The organism is Methanoregula sp. (assembly GCF_049686655.1).
Lineage (GTDB): Archaea > Halobacteriota > Methanomicrobia > Methanomicrobiales > Methanospirillaceae > Methanoregula.
The window spans coordinates 1-17,666 of the sequence record NZ_JBAVIG010000047.1 but is presented as its reverse complement, the minus strand read 5'-3'; the positions used below and the strand labels follow the sequence as shown (position 1 = coordinate 17,666).

Sequence of the window (17,666 nt, the reverse complement as noted above, 5' to 3'; positions counted from 1 at the left end):
CAAATCGTCCATTCTGAGGTTTTTTCAGGAAAACCGACCACGAATGTCCAGTAAGCCGGGGCAGACGCAGGATGATATCCCCATTCAGGAACCATTTGCAGTTTCCTTGATTCTTTAAAGAGTGTAAGACATTACTCAGTGTAAGAAAAATATAGGGAAAAATTTTTTCTCCACATGCAAGTACCCTATAAGATATTGAACTCCGGCCGAACAATATTAGTATTACGGTGTACAGCGACCCAGGTCAAGCGGTTTTATAGGTTAATGCTATGCGGATAGTGGCAATCGGATTGGGCGGGGCAGGTTGCAGGATAGTTGACAGCCTGTACGTGACAGATCGGCGGAGCAGCAGGGTTGCCTGCATTGAGGCACTTGCTGTCGATGTCGATGAACAGACCCTGCAGCATCTCACCGGAATCCCCAATAACTCACGGATCTTTTTCCCTGCATTTGATCCGGGAAATTCATCGGCATCGATAGACTCTGACGCAACGGCGACCATTGATATCGGTGAGATCGTCTCGCGGGTCCACAATTTTGAATCGGGTGAGACGGATGCAATAATCATCTGCTGCGGGCTTGGCGGCAGCATGGCAGATATCGCACCGCACGTGATTGCCGGCCTGAGGTCATCAATAGTCGAGCCCATCTTCGGGCTGGTAACACTTCCCTGCCTTGCAGAAGGAGAGAAGAAATCCGGGAAAGCGGCCGATGATATTGATATCCTGTCCCCGCTTCTTGACGGATTGATCCTCTTCGATAATGAGACCTGGTACAAAAAGATCCGGGCTGGTAAGGCCAGGCTGGTAAAAAAAGAGAGAAGCTTTGCCGGGATGCTCGGCTTTGGGAAGAAGGAGCCGGAGATCTCTCCCGAACTTGCCACGTATAATCTTCTCAACGAGGCGATAGTCCGCCGGATCAGCCTGATCCTCAAGGCAGGGGAGTTCCGTGCTGACGGGGGTATCGATCTCGCAGAAGTCGTACTGGACTCCGGGGAGGTGCTCAATACCATGAAAGGTATGGGGTTCATCACGATTGGCTATGCCGTGGAACGGCTCCCCGGCAACCCGCTGGCGTTCCTGGACCAGCTGAAACCTGCCGGGGTATTCAACGAAGAAGACAAGAAGAAGGCCTCCCGTATTGTCGAACTGGCCAAACAGGCGATTTATCACGAGATTTCGACGCCCTGCGATATGACGAGCGCCCATAAGGCGCTGGTCCTTGTGGCAGGTCCCTCGCATGAACTCTCCATGAAAGGTTTCATGACGGTGAGGAAGTGGATTGACCGGAGTATACAAGGTCTTGAGACCCGGTCCGGGGATTACCCGGTCATGAATACGAAAAATGTTGCGATCATAGTCATGCTCACAGGTCTTGAGAATATCCCGCGGATCACTGAACTCAGGGAGATCCGGTCACAGTCTCATGCACCGCCCCGGAGGGAGTCCCTCCTGCAGCAGGATACCGGAAATGCCCGGGATGAGATGATCGTTCTCCCGGTGAAAACGCAGAGGGAACAGGACACCCGGCCGGTAGCCCGTGATGTAGTCCGGAGCCAGGAACCACTCCCACCCCATGAAGTACATGGAACCCGGACGACATCGATGGATGAGCCGACAGTTGCTGAAACCGTTCCGAGACCGCCGGACCGGAGCCGGAGCCACGCACAAGCCCTGCAGGACCAGGTCCCCCCCATGAAAGCGCACGCTGTGGGAGGTGGTGCGTACACACCTGCCGGAGGACAAACGCATCCTGCAGGAACGGGGGATACAGCCGGTGCAAACAAAATGCCCCAGCACCGTCGTATTGTTACCCATACCGCGGAGGTTCCGGGGCAGCAAATGGCTGCAGCCAGCCCTCACGCACATCGTGATGCCCACGGAGAAAACCGTATATCACCGGTAAAAAGTCCCACGGATAACCAGGCGCAGGAAGCTGCACGCCGGAGGATTGAACATGAGCTGCAGCGACAACGGATGATGGTACTCTCCGGTGGCAAGCCAAAACCCGGCGAAGATCTTTCTTTGTCCCGCCAGGTAAATCATCAGGTTATACGGCAAAAACAGGAGAATAAACCAGAGACGCCTTCAAAACAATACCAGGTTATACGGGAACCCTCCCGGGATACCCTGCCGGCGGAGGAAAAAAGGACCGTTGTTGTCAAAAAAAGGAGTCCTGCCCGTATTGTACCGGACCAAGTGCCGGAACACGTACCTGAACGCCGGATGCCTGATGCTCTGTCAGAAGAACTCTCCCGAAAGAGTACAATATCACCGGAGGATACCCCCGTTCCGGTGTATTCCCCTGATCAGGAACACGAAGAGAGACCAGTTGCTGTGAAAGAGACGTTATTCAGGGCAAAAGATGAGATATTTTCCGGTAAGACGGTACGTGGGGTCACAATACCGACAACAAGGGACCAGTCTCTCCTTCATACAAACCTTACAAAAAAATCCCACGTGAAACCCTCTGAGGATATACCTGCAGAAAAGGAGACCGGGAAAGGATCAACCGGCACCGTAAAGCAGGACAAAAAGATCGGGAAGCATGATGATATTTCCTGGATCTGATCAGCGGATTTCCATAATTTTCGAGAACCGGATATTACCGGCCCCGATCTCTGTTTTGATCTCAATACCGTGTTCTACGGCGTTCCCGATATAATTCAGTCCGCTGAACGCAACAATCGAAAGGCGGTAGGGATTATGGGGCAGGTTGAACACCTGGTTTCCCATGGTTACCGGGAAGACAAAACCGGCGGAGTTCATCTGGCTGATCGTCTCCTCGGCCTGGCTCCTTGCAGCACAGGGAATTTCCCGGACATTTGCAAGTGCAATACCGGTCTTCGTCCGGGCAAAACCTGATATTGACGTGAGTCCCGAGGATATGAAAAGTTCCAGGGGATCTATGGTAGTACCCCGGTACCCGATAAGATCCCTGAACTGTACCGGGACCCCGTTTTCGATCTCAAGTCTTCCGCCGAATGCCATCCTGACGGGTATACCGCGTCGCTGGAACACGCCGTCCATGGATATGCTGCAGAGCGTGATCACGCCGACAGATCCATGAGGTATGCGGGGGTCCTTGTCAATGATCCGGTACGTGTTGAAAAACCCGCATCCCGATTTCACCACTTCGTCAAAGGCGGATATTACTTTATCAAGCGATTCTTCCCGCACTATGGAGAGATTGTATGCCACATCACCGGTACCGGTGGCAGGATCGAACGTGCTGCGGTACGCGAGCCGTTCCAGTTTCGAGATGATGAACCCGATCCGGTCATCGACAAGGGCATTATCGGTCTCCTCGCGTCCCGCGAGGGTCAGGATCCGGCCCTGGTTCCCTACTTTTTCAGTGAAACCCATGGTGTCAAGATAACTGAGGTAGTACTGCACCGCCCGGTCGCTCAGGATAAAACCCCGTTCCGCCATGAGTTCCGAGAGCCTCTTTGCTCCTACGGGGTCCTGGTGTTCCTTGAGGATCCGCAGGATCTCGATATATTTTCGTTCTGCCCGTATCATTGTCATTTCGCCTCCACGACACCATGGCTGTCCTGGTAACGGCCGGAGTAACCATGGTTGCCTTCCCGGACCTCATGCAGGATCATCTGCACGACCCGGTCATCCTTCTGCACCATAATCTCACGGGCCCCAAGGTTGGTCAGGCATAAGGTGAGCTGCCCGCGGAATCCCGGATCGACAAACCCGGCCCCGAGGAGAACGCCCTTCCTGCCAAACGATGACCGGCACCGGAGGGTTCCTGCAAGATCGGTAGGGAGCTCCACCCATTCCAGTGTGGGTACAAGCGTGCAGGTTCCCCGTGGAAGTGCGATATCGGAAGCGGCCCGCAGATCATAGGATGCCGGTTGCTGGGATTCCTTATGATAGGGTCTGACAACCAGTTTTCCCATGGGGGAATCCTGGTCGAGACGGCGGGCAATCTCGGACGCTGATAAGATCATTCTAGTAGTTTATCGGTAGAAAATACTTAATAGCTTTTGATGTAAAGAAGATGAGAAGGATCCATGGGGTAGAGGATATCCTCTTGGGCTTCGAACCCAAGGACGCGGGTTCGATTCCCGCTGGGTCCGTTTTTTATTGTGCATATTATCCAGAGAATGATGGGATCGTTCCCGGGGATATCCGTTGAATCTCTGATATTTTGAGTTCGGTGCCAGACAATAAAAACGGGGAGTTACCGCACCGCCCGAAAAATTCCATCGCTATCAACGAACTCGTGGCAAGATTGACCCTCCGTAGTACCCCAAATTTAATCCGGCAATCATTATCCGGATTCGTTACTGCAGAATTTTTTGAGTGAAAAAAAGGTATTTTGATTAAATTTCATTCCTTCTCACCACATGCCGGCGCTTCCTGCGGCCGAACATGCGGATGGCGGCAAAGAGGATAAGGACACCGATCACACCCATGGCGATCATCATGATAAGTCCCCAGTCAAGGTTCCGATTCAGCACAATATTGACCGATGCGGTACTGTTACCCTGAATTACTTCCTTCTGGACAGATTCCGGCTGGTAACCGTCTTTACTCACCGTGATATTCACCGGTGTATTGAATTTAATATGTGCGGTCAGCTGGCCGTTGTCATCAGTGACACCTGCCTGCATCCCATCGATGGCGATGGTAGCATTCGGTACAATCTTCTGGTCCTGGTCCTGGACGAAGATGGTCGTGGCTGAATCTTCAAAGGGCAGGGTGAAGGAATAGTCCTGGTTCTGGTCGGATACTGAAATGGCCTGGCTCTGCGAAACATATCCGGATTTCCTGACTTCGATCAGATAATCGCCGGCAACAAGGTTCGGGAAACTCATTCTCCCGTAATCATTCGAGGATCCCGAAAGCGTCCCGTTGACATAGATATCCGCACCGCCCAGAGGGATCTTGTTCTCATCGTTGACGTAGATATAGGCCCCGACAGCGGCTTTTGCCAGGTCTACCGTATAGATCGCATCCGTACTGCTGATGGTCCGTGTTTCGGTATAGGGGGTATATCCTGGCGCTATGATTTCAAGGACATAACTCTGCCCGCGTGTAACCGGGGTAATCAAAATACCGCGGTCATCCGTTTTCCCTGCAAGTATCGTATTGAGACGGATCTCGGCCCCGGAAACCGCGGACCCGGTGTCCTTGTCTTTGACTACAAACGAGAAACTGTTGCCGGAGAGCAGTTTGTACTGGACTACCTGGTTCTCCGATCCTATGTCAACAACATCGCTGTGTTCCTGGTAATTGGGAGCACTGATGTCCACAGAATAGAGGGTTGCTCCTGTTACCGCGAATGTGGCAGCGCCGGTCGCATCCGTCTGTTTCATCTGGGATGCATTCAGGGCGTTGACCGTAATGTTTGCACCGGTGATTGGGTCGAGAGTGTCAGAATCGTACAGGTTTACCGTGAGGGTGAGGGTCTTACGGGTCAGGTTGACCATCAGCATGGTGGTATTCATGTCCACGATCTGTTCCCAGTCGGTATACCCGTCCATGGAGATTTTGATGTCCTGGTTAGCGGTGCCTGCTGTGAGAAGTACCTGTCCGTTGTTGTTGGTCAGTGCGTAGTTGGCACCGTTGATAAACACCGTGGCATGGGGAATGGAGGTGTTGTCAATACTATCCTGCACGCTGATCAGCAGGTCCGTTGCCTGTACCGAGCTGCAGAGAAGGACCACCAGCAGCAGGGAAAATAGGAAACGAAGGCGATGATGATACATGATAAATTATCGCCACCTGCTCATATATCAGCACATCGGTCTAAATCTCTGACACCGGGGGCACCCGGTCGAGGAGCATGCCCTCAACAAGCACCGGCATGAGACGCCTTCCCTCTTCTATCGCATTCTGGAGACGCCAGTTCCGGTCAGCATAGATCGTAAAGAGGGGCTCTCCCATCTTGGTCAGTTTTCCTTTTTTGGCATGCAGCAGGATGCCTGCTCCCCGGTCGTGGGGGGCCCCCGCAGTCCGTGCAAGGGAGATGAGGGACTCGTTGTTCATCTCGATCACATACCCGGATGCCGGGGATTTGACCACGTACTGGTATTCGCCGGCGGTGAGATCGGATGATTTGATCTGGGGATTCCCGCCCTGCATCTCGATGATCTGGCGGAGTTTCTCCAGTGCTTTGCCGCTGGTGAGAAGATCCTGTGCCACGGCAACGCCGCTGCCCCGCTGGGCTTTTCCTGCCATCTCCAGTGCAATCCCGGCAATCGAGAGACTCTTCTGGATGAACGAGTTGGGTTCCGGCGAGCCTTCGAGTACCCGCAGGGCCTCGAGGATTTCCAGTGTCGGGCCGATACTGTGACCAACCGGAATGTCCCCGTAGGTGAGAGCACATTCCACTTTCATGCCCAGGCGTTCGCCCAGTTCGATGAATTCCCGGGCCAGTTTTCTCCCGTCCTGCATGGTGGCTACTTTGGTATGCAGGCCCACGGGTATATCGATGACCACGAGGTTTGCGCCAACGGCAAATTTTTTTGCCATCACACTCGCCAGCATCTGGCCCCGGGCATCGATCTTGAACGGGTATTCCTGGATGATGATCCGGTCATCAGCCGGTGCAATATTTGTCGCCCCGCCCCAGACAATGCACCCCCCGACCTTATCGGTCATCTGCTGCACTTCACTGGCAGTGAATTCGACAAAGGCGAGGACTTCCATGAGGTCGGCAGTGCCCCCTGCCCCGGTGATCGCCCGGGAGCTGGTCTTGGGGATCTTGAGACCGCTTGCGGCAATGATAGGTACCACGAGGAATGAGATCTTGTTCCCGGGAACTCCGCCGATCGAATGTTTATCCACGATAGGCTTGGAGGCAAACTTGATCTGCTCGCCGGTTTCGACCATTGCCCGGGTGAGGTGCTCGACTTCATTCATATCGAGCGGGTTGATATACGACGCAGTGATAAATGCCGTGAGTTCAGCAGACGAGATCTCGTCGCTGACAATATCCTTGATGATGGTGAGGGTCTCCTCTTTGTTGAGTTTGCCGCCATCCATCTTCTTTTTGATAAAATCAAGGGATGCGGGCCTGCCGGCTTCACGTATCTCAATTCCGGCACCTTCGTCCAGGTGAAGGCGCTCGTTTGTGATACGATAAACGCCAAGCGTTCCCTGCTCAGTGATGGTTGACGTGGTTTCAACAAATGCCGTCACGGAAACGCCATTTTTCGGATTTATTACCTGGATGCGATCACCGTTGAGGACACCCATGCTCCGGGCATCAAGGCGGTTGAGAAGGACACCTCGTGTTGCAATATCAAGAATTTTCACGATCAGTTTCATTGTCTGCACCTCTGTGGATCTTAAAACGCAGGATGGAACGTCTTTCAGATCTACGTTAGCCGCTCTGGTCTTAAAAAGATCCCGCGAAGAACGAAACCAACGATACTGAACCGGCCGTGAATATAAAAACCGGAGCCGCTCTGCTGAACCGTTACAGTCCCGGCTGAAATACTGCTCTTAAAAAAAATGTTTAGATTTTAGTTCAGTGCCTGCGCACAACAACGAATGCAACTGCGCCAAGGCCGATCAGTGCAATGAGTGCACCGAAACCGGGTGACTTGGTCGGGACGGTTGTCGGGATTGCGGTTGCCATTGTGGTCGGAACTTCGGTTGCCATGGTGGTCGGAGCTACAGTTACAACTGAGGTCGGGGCCACTGTCGTTGCAGAGGTCTCGAGCACGTTGAACAGTGCAGTGCCGGTTGCATCCTGGATAACTGCGGATTCAGTAACGATGTACTCGTCCGGCTTGAATGTTGAGGAGTCAACATCGAACGAGATCAGGTTCATGCCGCTGCTGCCCTGGGTAACCTTGACGGTTCCGGTTGCGCCGCTGAACTCACCGCTCTGGCTCTTGTCAGTCGGCTTGAATGATGATGAGTAGATCTGTACGAGGATTTCGTCATCTACTGCAAGGTTGGTCGCTGCAGTGATGGTGAACTTGTCACCGACGTGCTTGTCGCCAATCGAGTCGATCTGGATGACGGGTTCCTCGACGAGGAACTGGAGCTTGGTGTATGTATCGTCGACGTTTGCGTTGTCGATACCTACTGCGAGTGCTTCAGCTGCGTCGGATCCCTGCAGGCTGCCAGCGCCGAGGAGCTGGAAGATTGCAGTTGCTGTGCCGGTGCCGCCCTGTGCCTGCAGCTTCCGGTTGATAACGTAGCCGTAGGTTGAGCTTGCGGTGTTGGTGTCGAGGTCGACATCAAAGATGTTGTTCTGCATCGGGTGCTGGACAACGACGAAGTACTGGCCGCTGGCGAGGGTCTTGGTGACTTCCTGCTTGATCTCGTAGGAGAAGGAGGCGTCACTGTTGACTGCAGTTGTGTATCTCTGGGCATAGTTCTTGCCGAGGATCCAGACTGCTACAGCTGAGGGCTGGCCTTCAGCGGTACCGGTGATGAAGATGTTGTCACCCTTGGCGACGGTGGACTGGGATGCAGTTGCAGAGACGAACGGCTTCTTGATGATGATGGAAACCGTGCCGTATGCTGTGTTCTGCAGGTCGCTTGCGTCGTTGGGCTGGCTTGTTGCGTAGATGGTGTACGTACCTGCATCGAGTGCATAGTTGGACGTTCCCCACTTCCAGGACCAGGTGTTGTCACCGTTGACAGACACTGCCTCGAAGGTGGATGCGTCACCGTCTACTACTTTGTTGTTCCTGGGGTCAGAGTTCTGGATCTGTGCACCGTTGGTCGGCAGGTTGGGGCCGATGATGTACAGGTAGGTCTGGTAAGACTCGGTGTTGGTACCGGAGAAGTCGATCTCTTCGCCGAGGTAGTAGGACTGGTCGCCTGCTGCGACGATCGTCACTGCGCCCTTCTGGACGTTGATGTCAACTTCATCGCTCTTGATGGAGCTGCCTGCTGCCTGGTATCCTGAACCATAGCCGCTGGTGGAGATCGGGAAGTTCTGCTCAACACGGATGGTGTACTGCTGTGCCTTGGTCCAGTTGGTGGTGACCCATCCAACGGTGGCGGTGCCATCGGTTGAAGTGTTAACCAGTGCGTAGTACTCGGTGGCATTCATACCGGTGACTGCATCAGTTGCGACATCCTGGCGGATGGACTTGTGTGCACCGTTCTGGTACTGGTAGTCACCAATCGGGTAGTCTACGGTTAAGTTGGGGAGTACGACACCAACAGCGGGGTCCTGGAAGACGCCGTTCTGGTTTGCGTTGATTGACGGTGCCTGGTTGTCGTAGGTGCTGTCCATTGAGGAAGTACCCTTGACCCACAGGTAGTAGGGGGTGCTTGGCTTACCGGTGATTGTCACCGAGAAGGACTTGGAGCGGACGACTGAGTCCTGGTTGGCCTCAATCTTGACCGTGCTGGAGACGAGCGAGATCGTGTAGGTCTGCGAGATCGTCTTGCCGGTGTAGTCTGCTCCGGAGTTCTTGTAGTTGTCCTTCATGTTGTTGAGCGCTGATTCTGCCCAGACAGTGTAGGTGCCAACCGGGTATGCGTACTGGCTGTTTGCATTGAGTGCGTCAGTCTTCCAGTAGCTGATACCGTTGTTGACGTTGAAGGGCCAGTAGAATGGCTGCTGGTTGACGTACTGGTTGATGAGCGGAATGACGTCGGAGGGGCTGCCGGATGCGTTGATGAGCCCGGTCAGGGTTGCTCCGGTCTGGTCCTTAATCTTGAGGTTGATGAATCCGTCAGTCGCCGGGTTCAATGCAGTGGATGGCGTGGCTGTTGCTACAGTATATACAGGGCCGGTGAATGTGGCTGCACCGGAGAAGGTAGCTACACCGGTAGAAATCGAAGTTGGTGCATAGCCGTACGTAGTAACCCAACCTGATGCGTAGGAGGTGTTGGTGTACGTAATCGGGAACACGGTTGCTGGTGTGGTACCGTTAGACCAGACACCGGTGGAGTCGGTTGAGAAGCCAGTTAATCCGGAATTGGTCTCAGACGCATTGATCGCGATGGCATTGTTGTAGATCAGGTCAGAGCGCAGTGTGCCGGTCATGACCATGTTGGTCTTGATCGTGAACCCGAGGTTCTCGCCCTGCGGGACTGAGGTGCCGGTCACGTCGGTTGCCTGGTTGTAGTCCCAGACACCAATGTCAAGTGCGGGGTCTGCAACAACGAAGACAAGATCCGGGGTGCCAACAACATGCTGGGAGACTTGCCCGGTAGCGGTCAGGAGATACCAGTTGCCGGTGTAGCCGACAAAGTTCTGCTGGGCAACACTAAACGCGGAGTACTGACCTGCCAGATTGACAGTCTGGGACGGTGCAGTCGTCGTGATGGCTGCTGCCGATGCCCACCAGCCGATGCTGGTTAAGGTCGGGACCGAGTCGATGGCGGCTACGGCATTTGCCTGGTTCAGAGCGTGGGTCACGTTAAGGCCCTGCTCTCCAATAAAGATGGTTGCTCCCTGGTTGATGACCGTTCCGTTCGAGACTGCTGCTGCAGGCATTACTGCAAGCAGTACGAACAGAGCGACTGCAACCAGTGCAATAGTTAATCGCTTAGTCATGTGTTCAATTCCTCCAAAGTTTACATCATACATTGCAAGCCGAGAACCGTGTTCGACAAATGCCGAATAACGATTCTGCGAGCCCCATACTCCGTTTAGACGGAATATGAAACAGTATTTGTAAAAGAGCCAATATATCCTTTGTGGTTGTTTTTACGGGTCATTTCAGGAGTGAAATGCTCCCCGTTTTTCAATCCGGGCATTTTAATGTATTTTTTTCTTCACTATTTGGCCCCATTCCGTCCAGGAGCCGATCCGATGCGTTGCCTGTCTTTCGTATATATCACGCGCACCGCTCTATAGTACAATATACAGCAAACTGTACTATACTGTACTCTTATGGTCATTGAAATTCCGGGTATAAATGCATGATAGTATACCCGGATCGTAGTATACCTGGACCGGTCCGGCACCACATGCTCATAAGTATCCTGTGCATGCACTGAACGTATGCCGGCAGGAGCCGGGGCGGAGGGTTGCTCCTTTAATATTCCTGAAAGATCCGCCCGTAACCGGAAGTGGTAGTACGGGTTTGCGATCCGTGCCGGGTTCTCAGCATACTAAGTAGTATCCCACCGGCCCTGCATGCCGGGAACTATTCAACAAATATACAAGAAGTAATGACAAACATCTGGGGCATGAGAGTTATCCGGGCACCGAGCATCGGAGGGGCGCACGAACAGGTCATCAGGATGATCCTTGAGAAAGGACGGGTGCTGCATACGGAAGACGAGGAGGCGACAGTCGAGTTCGAGGAAGTAGCCCTGCAGGTCGACACCCCGCTTGCAGAACCGTCGGTCAGCCCGCACTCCCGGTTCCAGCAGAAGTTCGTGGAGCAGTACGCAAAAGACCTGCTGCACGGCTCCCATGCAAACTTCGAGTACGATTATCATGGCCGGCTCTTTGACTGGGGCGAGCGCCTCGCCGTTGACGGCCAGCCGGTGCACGTGGACCAGGTCGCCTATATTGTGGAAAAACTGCGATCATCCCCGGTCTCGCGCCGGGCGATCGCCATCACCTGGAACCCGGTTATCGATGAGAAACTCGACGACTGCCCCTGCCTCCAGCTCGTCCAGTGCATAGTGCGGGACGGGAAACTATGCATGCGGGTGATCTTCCGCTCCAATGATATGCTGACTGCCGCCGGGGCAAACATGTATGCCCTTGTCCGGCTCCAGAAGTCCATAGCAGACCAGCTCGGGATCCCCTGCGGGACCTATACGCACATCTCGCTCGTCCCCCACATCTACTATATCCGCGACGCCCACGATATCGAGCCCTTCTGCGGCAAAGGAAAACTGATCCAGCCGGTGCGTGAAGTCTGCCGGGCCTGCCAGCGCTGTGACCGGGCCATGACGGTATGAATTCCGGGCTTCACCCGGCCCTCCGTCACCTTAATTAAGCAACAGTTGCAAAAAATATGGGTCAGCAGCCCGGTAGTGTAGCGGTCAATCATGGGGGACTCTGGATCCCCCGACAGCAGTTCGAATCTGCTCCGGGCTACTTCTTTTAAGGTCGCACTTTTCGTGTCCGTATTCGTTGATTAGGGCACGTGGAATTTCTTTTGTCATCCATGCGGTTTACCGGAGAAGATTACGTGATCATTACGTGATCAGCGCCGACAGGATGCAGGCAAGGAAGATCGCACCGAACATCCCGGCCCCGCCGATGCTCACCTGGGGCACTTCGAGATCTTTTACCCGGGGGAGCCACCCGATGCCGACACCGAGCAGGGTACCGGCAGTACCGGCAACAAATGCCGTCACGCCGGCTAAAAGACCGGTGCCCCCGGTCAGCAGGAGCCCGCAGAGAAGTGCCGCGAGCCCGGGGATGAAGAGGGGCGCTTTGATGCCGTACCCGGGCACCGAACGCGTTGCGAGGTAGGCAATGGCTGCGACGATCACGATGCCGGCGCCGACAGGCCCGAGTATCGCGGTCCCCAGTACCCCGACTGCCCTGTACAGGAGGTAGGCGGAAACAAGGACCGGGATGACCGCACCGCCCAGGTTGACCGAGATCGCCGTATCCCAGACCGGCTGCGGTGCCCACGGTGCAGCCGCACTCTCAAAGGAGAATTCCCCGGTCCCGGCCCGGATCATATCGCGCCGGATCGTATAGAGCGGGATGTTGATGAAACTTCCAAAGAGCATCAGCAGGACAACTGCCAGCGCCGCAATCCAGGAGAAACCGAGCCGGGTGAAAGCTGCACCGACAAGCCCGAGGAAGAGGAGCGGGATGACAAGGATGACCAAGCCGATGAGCAGGATCAGAGCGATGATGGAAAGCGGCCCTGCCGAATACAGCCGTACGCCGTCGCTCATGAATCCCCCCCATCCGGTTTTGTGCAGACGATCGCCGCATGGTCCTGGTGGTACGGAGTAAGCCAGACACTCTCCTGCACCGCAAGTCCTGCGGCGACAAGGGCGTCAACCGTTTCCCGGAACACCTCGGCCGGCGGTTTTCTCACGTCCACGCTCCGGGTCTTGAGCATGAGGATGAGCTGACCGCCGGGCCGCAGGAATGTGCAGTTCCGGATGGCGATCGCTGCCTGGTCGGGTTGTGCCACGTCCTGATAGAGCAGGTCGACTGCTTCAACTAAGGGGGCATACAACTCGGGGCGGGACGCGTCCGCCATAAGGGGAACAATATTTTTGCGCCTGCGGGCCACCTCGAGCAGGTCCTGCATAGGTCGCGGGGCAAACTCGACTGCGTAGACCACTTCCGTATAGTCCGCGACATGCGAAACGGTGGTCCCGTTTGCCGCGCCGAGATAGAGCACCCGCATACCAGGCAGGAGTTCAATACCGGTGCCCGCGTAGTAAAGGGCAGCAAGCTTACTCCGGAACGGGTCCCAGACACGGGCCCCCCCAAGCATCCGCTCGCCGTATACATTTCCCTCGCCTTCCGATACCAGCACGTCACCGATCCGGATCATTCTTCCTCACTTCCGCCCAGCAGGTCGATCCGGGCCTGTGCCTTCTCAAGGAACTCCGGAACAGGAGCGCCCCGGAAATAATCGAGCCGTGCGGCAATCGCAAGCTTGCCGGCAAGGGCCCGGGCCACCTTCCCCCGTACCTCCCGCGGCGCATTGTGGACCCTCCGGTGCTGGAAGATGATCCCGTGCTTGGGAGACGGGGAATGGGTCCGCAGGTGGGCAAAGAGGGCGGTCCGGGCACCCAGCACCTGGATTGCGCTCGCCGGCATCCGTGAGAGGGGCATGAGCCCGCCTGCATGGGACATCAGCCGGGCAGCGACAAGCCCGCCGATCAGCGCACTGCTGTTAGGCAGAACGCGATTTGCCCGGTTCGAGACCTCTTTTGCAAGCTCCGTCCTCGCGTCCGAGAACTCCTCGATATGTACCGCCACCCTCCCGAGGGCGCCCTTGTTGCTCCGGGCGATATTCTTCACGAGCACGTGTGCAGGAGTCCTGCGGTACTTGCGGGAGAACGAGGGGTTACGCACCTGGTGCCACTCAGTCACCCGCTCGGAGAGCCGGTTGATCAGTTCGTCCATCTCGTCGAGCGTCCTCACCATCTGAAGGAGTTCCACGTCCTTGCCTGCGTACTGTTCCCGGATCTCCATCTCCGCGGCGGCAAAACAGACCTCGCGGAGGAATGCGATATATTCGGCCCGGTCCCGACAGATACCGCAGGCAACCGCGTCCTCCCAGATAAGAGGAACAAAATCATCCATCATGGTCCGGAGCAAATGCACACGCCGCACGCGGGCCTCCGTATTTCCCTCGGACGGGATACACCCCCCTTCGATGACATCCCCGAACCAGTAGGATCGCATGGAGAACAATAAGGACGCCTGCGGCAATAAAGATCACATATCACCGGACAATTGCCGGGTGTTACCGGACGTTTTAATCCGTAAAATGCCGGAAGATGCCGCCGGTCAGGCCCACGCGATGCCAAAGGAGTAGAGCATTACGGGAACCATTATGGCGCCCATGCAATAAACTCTCGGCAAATTTATGAAATGCGGGACGAGCCCGAGTGCCGTGGCAAGGATCAGGACAAGGATCCCGAACGGCCCCGTGAGGACGATACTCAGCAGCACGACAAAGACGATCACGATGCGGTTCAGGAGCAGGCTGTCGAAACCCCCAAGACGGTGCGCCGAGCGTGAGAGGTACAGGGTGATACAATAGGCAATACAGGACGCCAGAACACCGGCCACCATCAGGTCACTGAAGGACGGGAGGGGGAGTTCGGCGATCGCAACCATCACCCCGTTCCTCATCCGGTCAAGCGCAAAGAAGGCGGCAAGCCCGATGAACGCATTCGCCGTATTCGCTGCGTTGGTGGCGAGGATATATGCCCGCCGGTCCTTCTCGTACCCGATCACCGAGGCGAGTACGCCATTGGCTGATGCCGTTGAGAGACCGGGAAGCCAACCCACAGCAATGCCGGCAACAGTGCCGAGAATCGAACACTTCACAACAGTCTTATTCTCCATGCGGATCCCCCGGAACTGCTGGGCCGGTACGGTCCCCCGCGACGCGGTCAGGAGGACCGAGATCCCGAATAGCCCGGTGAGGAGCGGCATCAGGATAGCACTCCCCCCGGCGAGCAGGTGCCAGCTGAGAAACGCGTTCCGGAGCGCAAACATCCCGAGCATGCCTGATACGAGGAACAACCCGAGCGCCCACGACGGGGCGTCGCACGTGACGATCATGTAGCCGACGGTTGCGAGGAGGAGGAGTCCGATCCACCAGTCGAAATACGGCTGGAGGGCCGGCAGCAGGTAAAAACAGAGAAGTGAGAGCGGGACGGCAATAACGATCGCCGCTGCGCTGCCGAGCGCCGCGATCCTGACCGCTTCCTCCCCGTTTCCTTCAAGGCAGAGTGCATGGGCGGGCAGCACCGAAAGGGACGTATCGGCGTCGGGGATACCGAGAAAGGTGCTTGGGATTGCGTCCACGAACGTATGGGTGATGAGGGCGGCAAACATCGCACAGGCAAGAGCAACCGGGCCAAGCAGGGCGAGGAGAGTAACCTGGAGACTCAGGAGGATGCCCGCCAGCGTATTGGAGTGCACGCCCGGGATGATCCCACTGGCAGTACCGAGGGCTATACCAAGGAAGGTACCGAGGAGGATGCCCGGGAGGGTGCCAGGCAGGATATCCATCATGGATCAGAGATCACGGAGAATGGACATAAATCAACCGAAATGCATACCATCATGATACCGCGAATACTATCACGAGGAGGCCCCCGTTGAAGATTGCCGTCACCCGCCTGGCCGGAAAGGAGAAGAGCGACGCATCCCGCTGTGCACAATACGGGCACGCGTGCTACAGCGTCCACCCGCTCCGGTCCGAAATCCGCGAGAAGGAGATTACGGCGTTTGTCGAAGCCGTGCATGACGGGAAGTTCGACTGCATATTCTTCACGAGCGCCCTGCCGGCGAAGATCATCGCCCCCCGTCTCAGGACGTTTCCCCGGGTCATCGCGATCGGGCCCCAGACGGCAAAGGAACTGGAACAGCACCATGTCATCTGCGAAACGCTCGGCAGTTTCTATTCGAAGGACTTCATTCCGTACCTCGGCGAATGGGTAACGGGAAAGCACATCGGCATCCCGCGGGCAGACGTGCCGAACCCGGCGCTGCTCGATGCGATCACGGCAGCAGGGGCTATAGTCCACGAGTTCCGGTGCTACGGCCTCGAGCCGACCGGTGAAGAGCTTGCGACCGGCGATGCGAACGCGATCCTCTTCACGAGTGCCATGTCATACACAAAGGCCCGCTGGACCCCCCGTCCCGGCCTGCTCGTTATGGCAATCGGCGACATTACTGCCGCCGCAATGCGCTCGGGTGGCACGGACCCCCAAGTCGTGGGAGACGGGTCACTTGAGGGGACGCTTAAAGCACTCAACGCGTACATGGAAACCCGGGGGGAATTTAGGATGGAAGTACACACGGGACATGATGAAGCGGGACCAAATGAACCGGTCCATCTCTGGAGCCATGCGGGGATCATCGTCATCGACAAGCCACGGGGCCCGTCAAGTCACGAGGTGGCAGCGTGGGTGGGGAAGATGCTGGGCTGCCAGGTGGGCCATTCGGGAACGCTCGACCCGCAGGTATCCGGCGTGCTGCTCATCATGCTCGGCAACGCGGTGCGGCTCGCTCCCCTGCTCCTCCAGCATGACAAGGAATATGTCTGCTTAATGAGGCTGCACGGGAAAGTGGACCGGACAAGAATCGACGAAATGGCAGCCGAGTTCACCGGCAGGCTCTACCAGCGCCCGCCCCGGAAGAGCGCGGTCAAGCGCAACCTCCGCATCCGTGAGGTCAGGAACCTGCAGATCCTCGATGTTCAGGACCGGCTCGTCCTCTTCAGGGCGGAGTGCGACGCGGGCACCTACATCCGCTCGCTCTGCCACCACATGGGGCTCGCTCTCGGTGTGGGGGCGCACATGGTGGAGCTGATACGGACCCGGTCGGGGTCGTTCACCGCGGAGAGCATGTATACGCTCCACGAGGTGCAGGACGCAGCGGTCGCGGCCCGGAACGGCGACCGATCGGCACTCGAAAAGATCGTCCTCTCGGTAGACAAGGCCGTGCCCGAGCTCCCGCTCGTAGTGATCCGCGATGCCGCGATCGATGCGGTCTGCCATGGTGCAAAACTCGCGGGCCTCGGTGTGATCAGCGCGATGCCGTTTGAGAAAGGCCAGACGGTTGCTGTTCTCTCGCAGAAGCAGGAGTTCATCTGCCTCGGGCAGGCGCTCGTGCCATCGGCATCGTTCAGACCCGGCGATACCGGGCTCGTTATCGCACCGACCACGGTCTTCATGGCGCCCGGCACGTACCCGCGCACTTGGACAAAATCCGACAAGGTCTGGCCCGAGAAGAAGAAGCACCCGAAGAAGCCGCAGACAAAACCTCAGGGGAGACCGGGGCAGCGGCCGGACCGCAGGCAGCCCGGGAGATCCGACCGGAGACCGGACAACCGGTTCCGGAAGAGGGGATAGCATTAAAAAAATACCCGGCATACAAATAGGATACACTTTTTGCTGAGGTAGTCTAGCGGTAGGGCGCAGGCCTGGAAAGCCTGTGGTGCGAAAGTGCCTCGGGGGTTCAATTCCCCCCCTCAGCGTTCCTGTTGTTTTTATGGTTTTGAACAGGGGGGGTCTCCGGTATACCCCCCCCACAGTTCCGGA

The 17,666-nt window shown here is 56.3% G+C and carries 12 protein-coding genes and 3 tRNA genes; 6 read left to right on the top strand and 9 right to left on the bottom strand.

What is annotated here, in order from left to right:
* The first annotated feature begins 278 nt into the window (after positions 1 to 278).
* Positions 279 to 2,570 carry a tubulin/FtsZ family protein gene (locus WBL42_RS05820; RefSeq protein WP_424720323.1) on the top strand — a complete coding sequence of 764 codons (2,292 nt, stop codon included), beginning with the start codon at positions 279 to 281 and terminating at the stop codon, positions 2,568 to 2,570.
* Here WBL42_RS05820 and WBL42_RS05815 read toward each other — a convergent pair whose 3' ends face one another.
* Positions 2,571 to 3,521 (bottom strand): DUF128 domain-containing protein, encoded by a 951-nt coding sequence (locus tag WBL42_RS05815; protein ID WP_424720362.1) that lies wholly within the window; start codon positions 3,519 to 3,521, stop codon positions 2,571 to 2,573.
* A 2-nt stretch (positions 3,522 to 3,523) separates the two neighbouring features.
* Positions 3,524 to 3,961 (bottom strand): dCTP deaminase, encoded by a 438-nt coding sequence (locus tag WBL42_RS05810; RefSeq protein ID WP_424720322.1) that lies wholly within the window; start codon positions 3,959 to 3,961, stop codon positions 3,524 to 3,526.
* Between the two features lie 57 nt (positions 3,962 to 4,018).
* On the opposite strand from WBL42_RS05810, the gene WBL42_RS05805 reads away from it, so the two are divergent.
* A tRNA-Arg gene (locus WBL42_RS05805) sits at positions 4,019 to 4,090 on the top strand.
* A 246-nt stretch (positions 4,091 to 4,336) separates the two neighbouring features.
* Here WBL42_RS05805 and WBL42_RS05800 read toward each other — a convergent pair.
* The 3 genes from WBL42_RS05800 to WBL42_RS05790 form a co-directional block, all read right to left on the bottom strand.
* The gene (locus WBL42_RS05800) at positions 4,337 to 5,725 is read right to left on the bottom strand and encodes a carboxypeptidase regulatory-like domain-containing protein (RefSeq protein ID WP_424720321.1); all 1,389 of its coding nucleotides are present in this window, start codon (positions 5,723 to 5,725) and stop codon (positions 4,337 to 4,339) included.
* A gap of 40 nt (positions 5,726 to 5,765) precedes the next feature.
* A complete protein-coding gene (locus tag WBL42_RS05795; protein WP_424720320.1) occupies positions 5,766 to 7,289 on the bottom strand; it encodes an AMP phosphorylase in 1,524 nt (507 codons plus the stop codon).
* A gap of 202 nt (positions 7,290 to 7,491) precedes the next feature.
* A complete protein-coding gene (locus WBL42_RS05790) occupies positions 7,492 to 10,494 on the bottom strand; it encodes an MEMAR_RS02690 family S-layer glycoprotein (RefSeq protein ID WP_424720319.1) in 3,003 nt (1,000 codons plus the stop codon).
* Positions 10,495 to 11,132: 638 nt separating this feature from the next.
* Here WBL42_RS05790 and WBL42_RS05785 point away from each other — a divergent pair.
* Both WBL42_RS05785 and WBL42_RS05780 read left to right on the top strand, forming a co-directional pair.
* Positions 11,133 to 11,858 (top strand): thymidylate synthase, encoded by a 726-nt coding sequence (locus WBL42_RS05785; RefSeq protein ID WP_424720361.1) that lies wholly within the window; start codon positions 11,133 to 11,135, stop codon positions 11,856 to 11,858.
* 66 nt (positions 11,859 to 11,924) lie between these two features.
* Positions 11,925 to 11,997, top strand: a tRNA-Gln gene (locus tag WBL42_RS05780).
* Between the two features lie 101 nt (positions 11,998 to 12,098).
* On the opposite strand, the gene WBL42_RS05775 is transcribed toward WBL42_RS05780, so the two are convergent.
* The 4 genes from WBL42_RS05775 to WBL42_RS05760 all read right to left on the bottom strand — a co-directional run bounded on the left by WBL42_RS05775 (position 12,099) and on the right by WBL42_RS05760 (position 15,633).
* Complete coding sequence (locus tag WBL42_RS05775; protein WP_424720318.1) at positions 12,099 to 12,815, bottom strand: DUF1614 domain-containing protein; 717 nt, start codon at positions 12,813 to 12,815, stop codon at positions 12,099 to 12,101.
* A complete protein-coding gene (locus WBL42_RS05770) occupies positions 12,812 to 13,429 on the bottom strand; it encodes a fibrillarin-like rRNA/tRNA 2'-O-methyltransferase (protein ID WP_424720317.1) in 618 nt (205 codons plus the stop codon). Before WBL42_RS05770 ends, WBL42_RS05775 begins: the two co-directional genes overlap by 4 nt.
* Complete coding sequence (locus tag WBL42_RS05765) at positions 13,426 to 14,289, bottom strand: RNA-processing protein (protein ID WP_424720316.1); 864 nt, start codon at positions 14,287 to 14,289, stop codon at positions 13,426 to 13,428. Before WBL42_RS05765 ends, WBL42_RS05770 begins: the two co-directional genes overlap by 4 nt.
* Before the next feature lie 105 nt (positions 14,290 to 14,394).
* Entirely contained in the window at positions 14,395 to 15,633 is a 1,239-nt protein-coding gene (locus tag WBL42_RS05760; protein ID WP_424720315.1) for a tripartite tricarboxylate transporter permease, read from the bottom strand.
* Between the two features lie 86 nt (positions 15,634 to 15,719).
* On the opposite strand from WBL42_RS05760, the gene WBL42_RS05755 reads away from it, so the two are divergent.
* Positions 15,720 to 17,477, top strand: a complete 1,758-nt coding sequence (locus WBL42_RS05755; RefSeq protein ID WP_424720314.1) for an RNA-guided pseudouridylation complex pseudouridine synthase subunit Cbf5 — start codon at positions 15,720 to 15,722, stop codon at positions 17,475 to 17,477.
* A 41-nt stretch (positions 17,478 to 17,518) separates the two neighbouring features.
* Positions 17,519 to 17,602, top strand: a tRNA-Ser gene (locus WBL42_RS05750).
* Positions 17,603 to 17,666 lie beyond the last annotated feature (64 nt).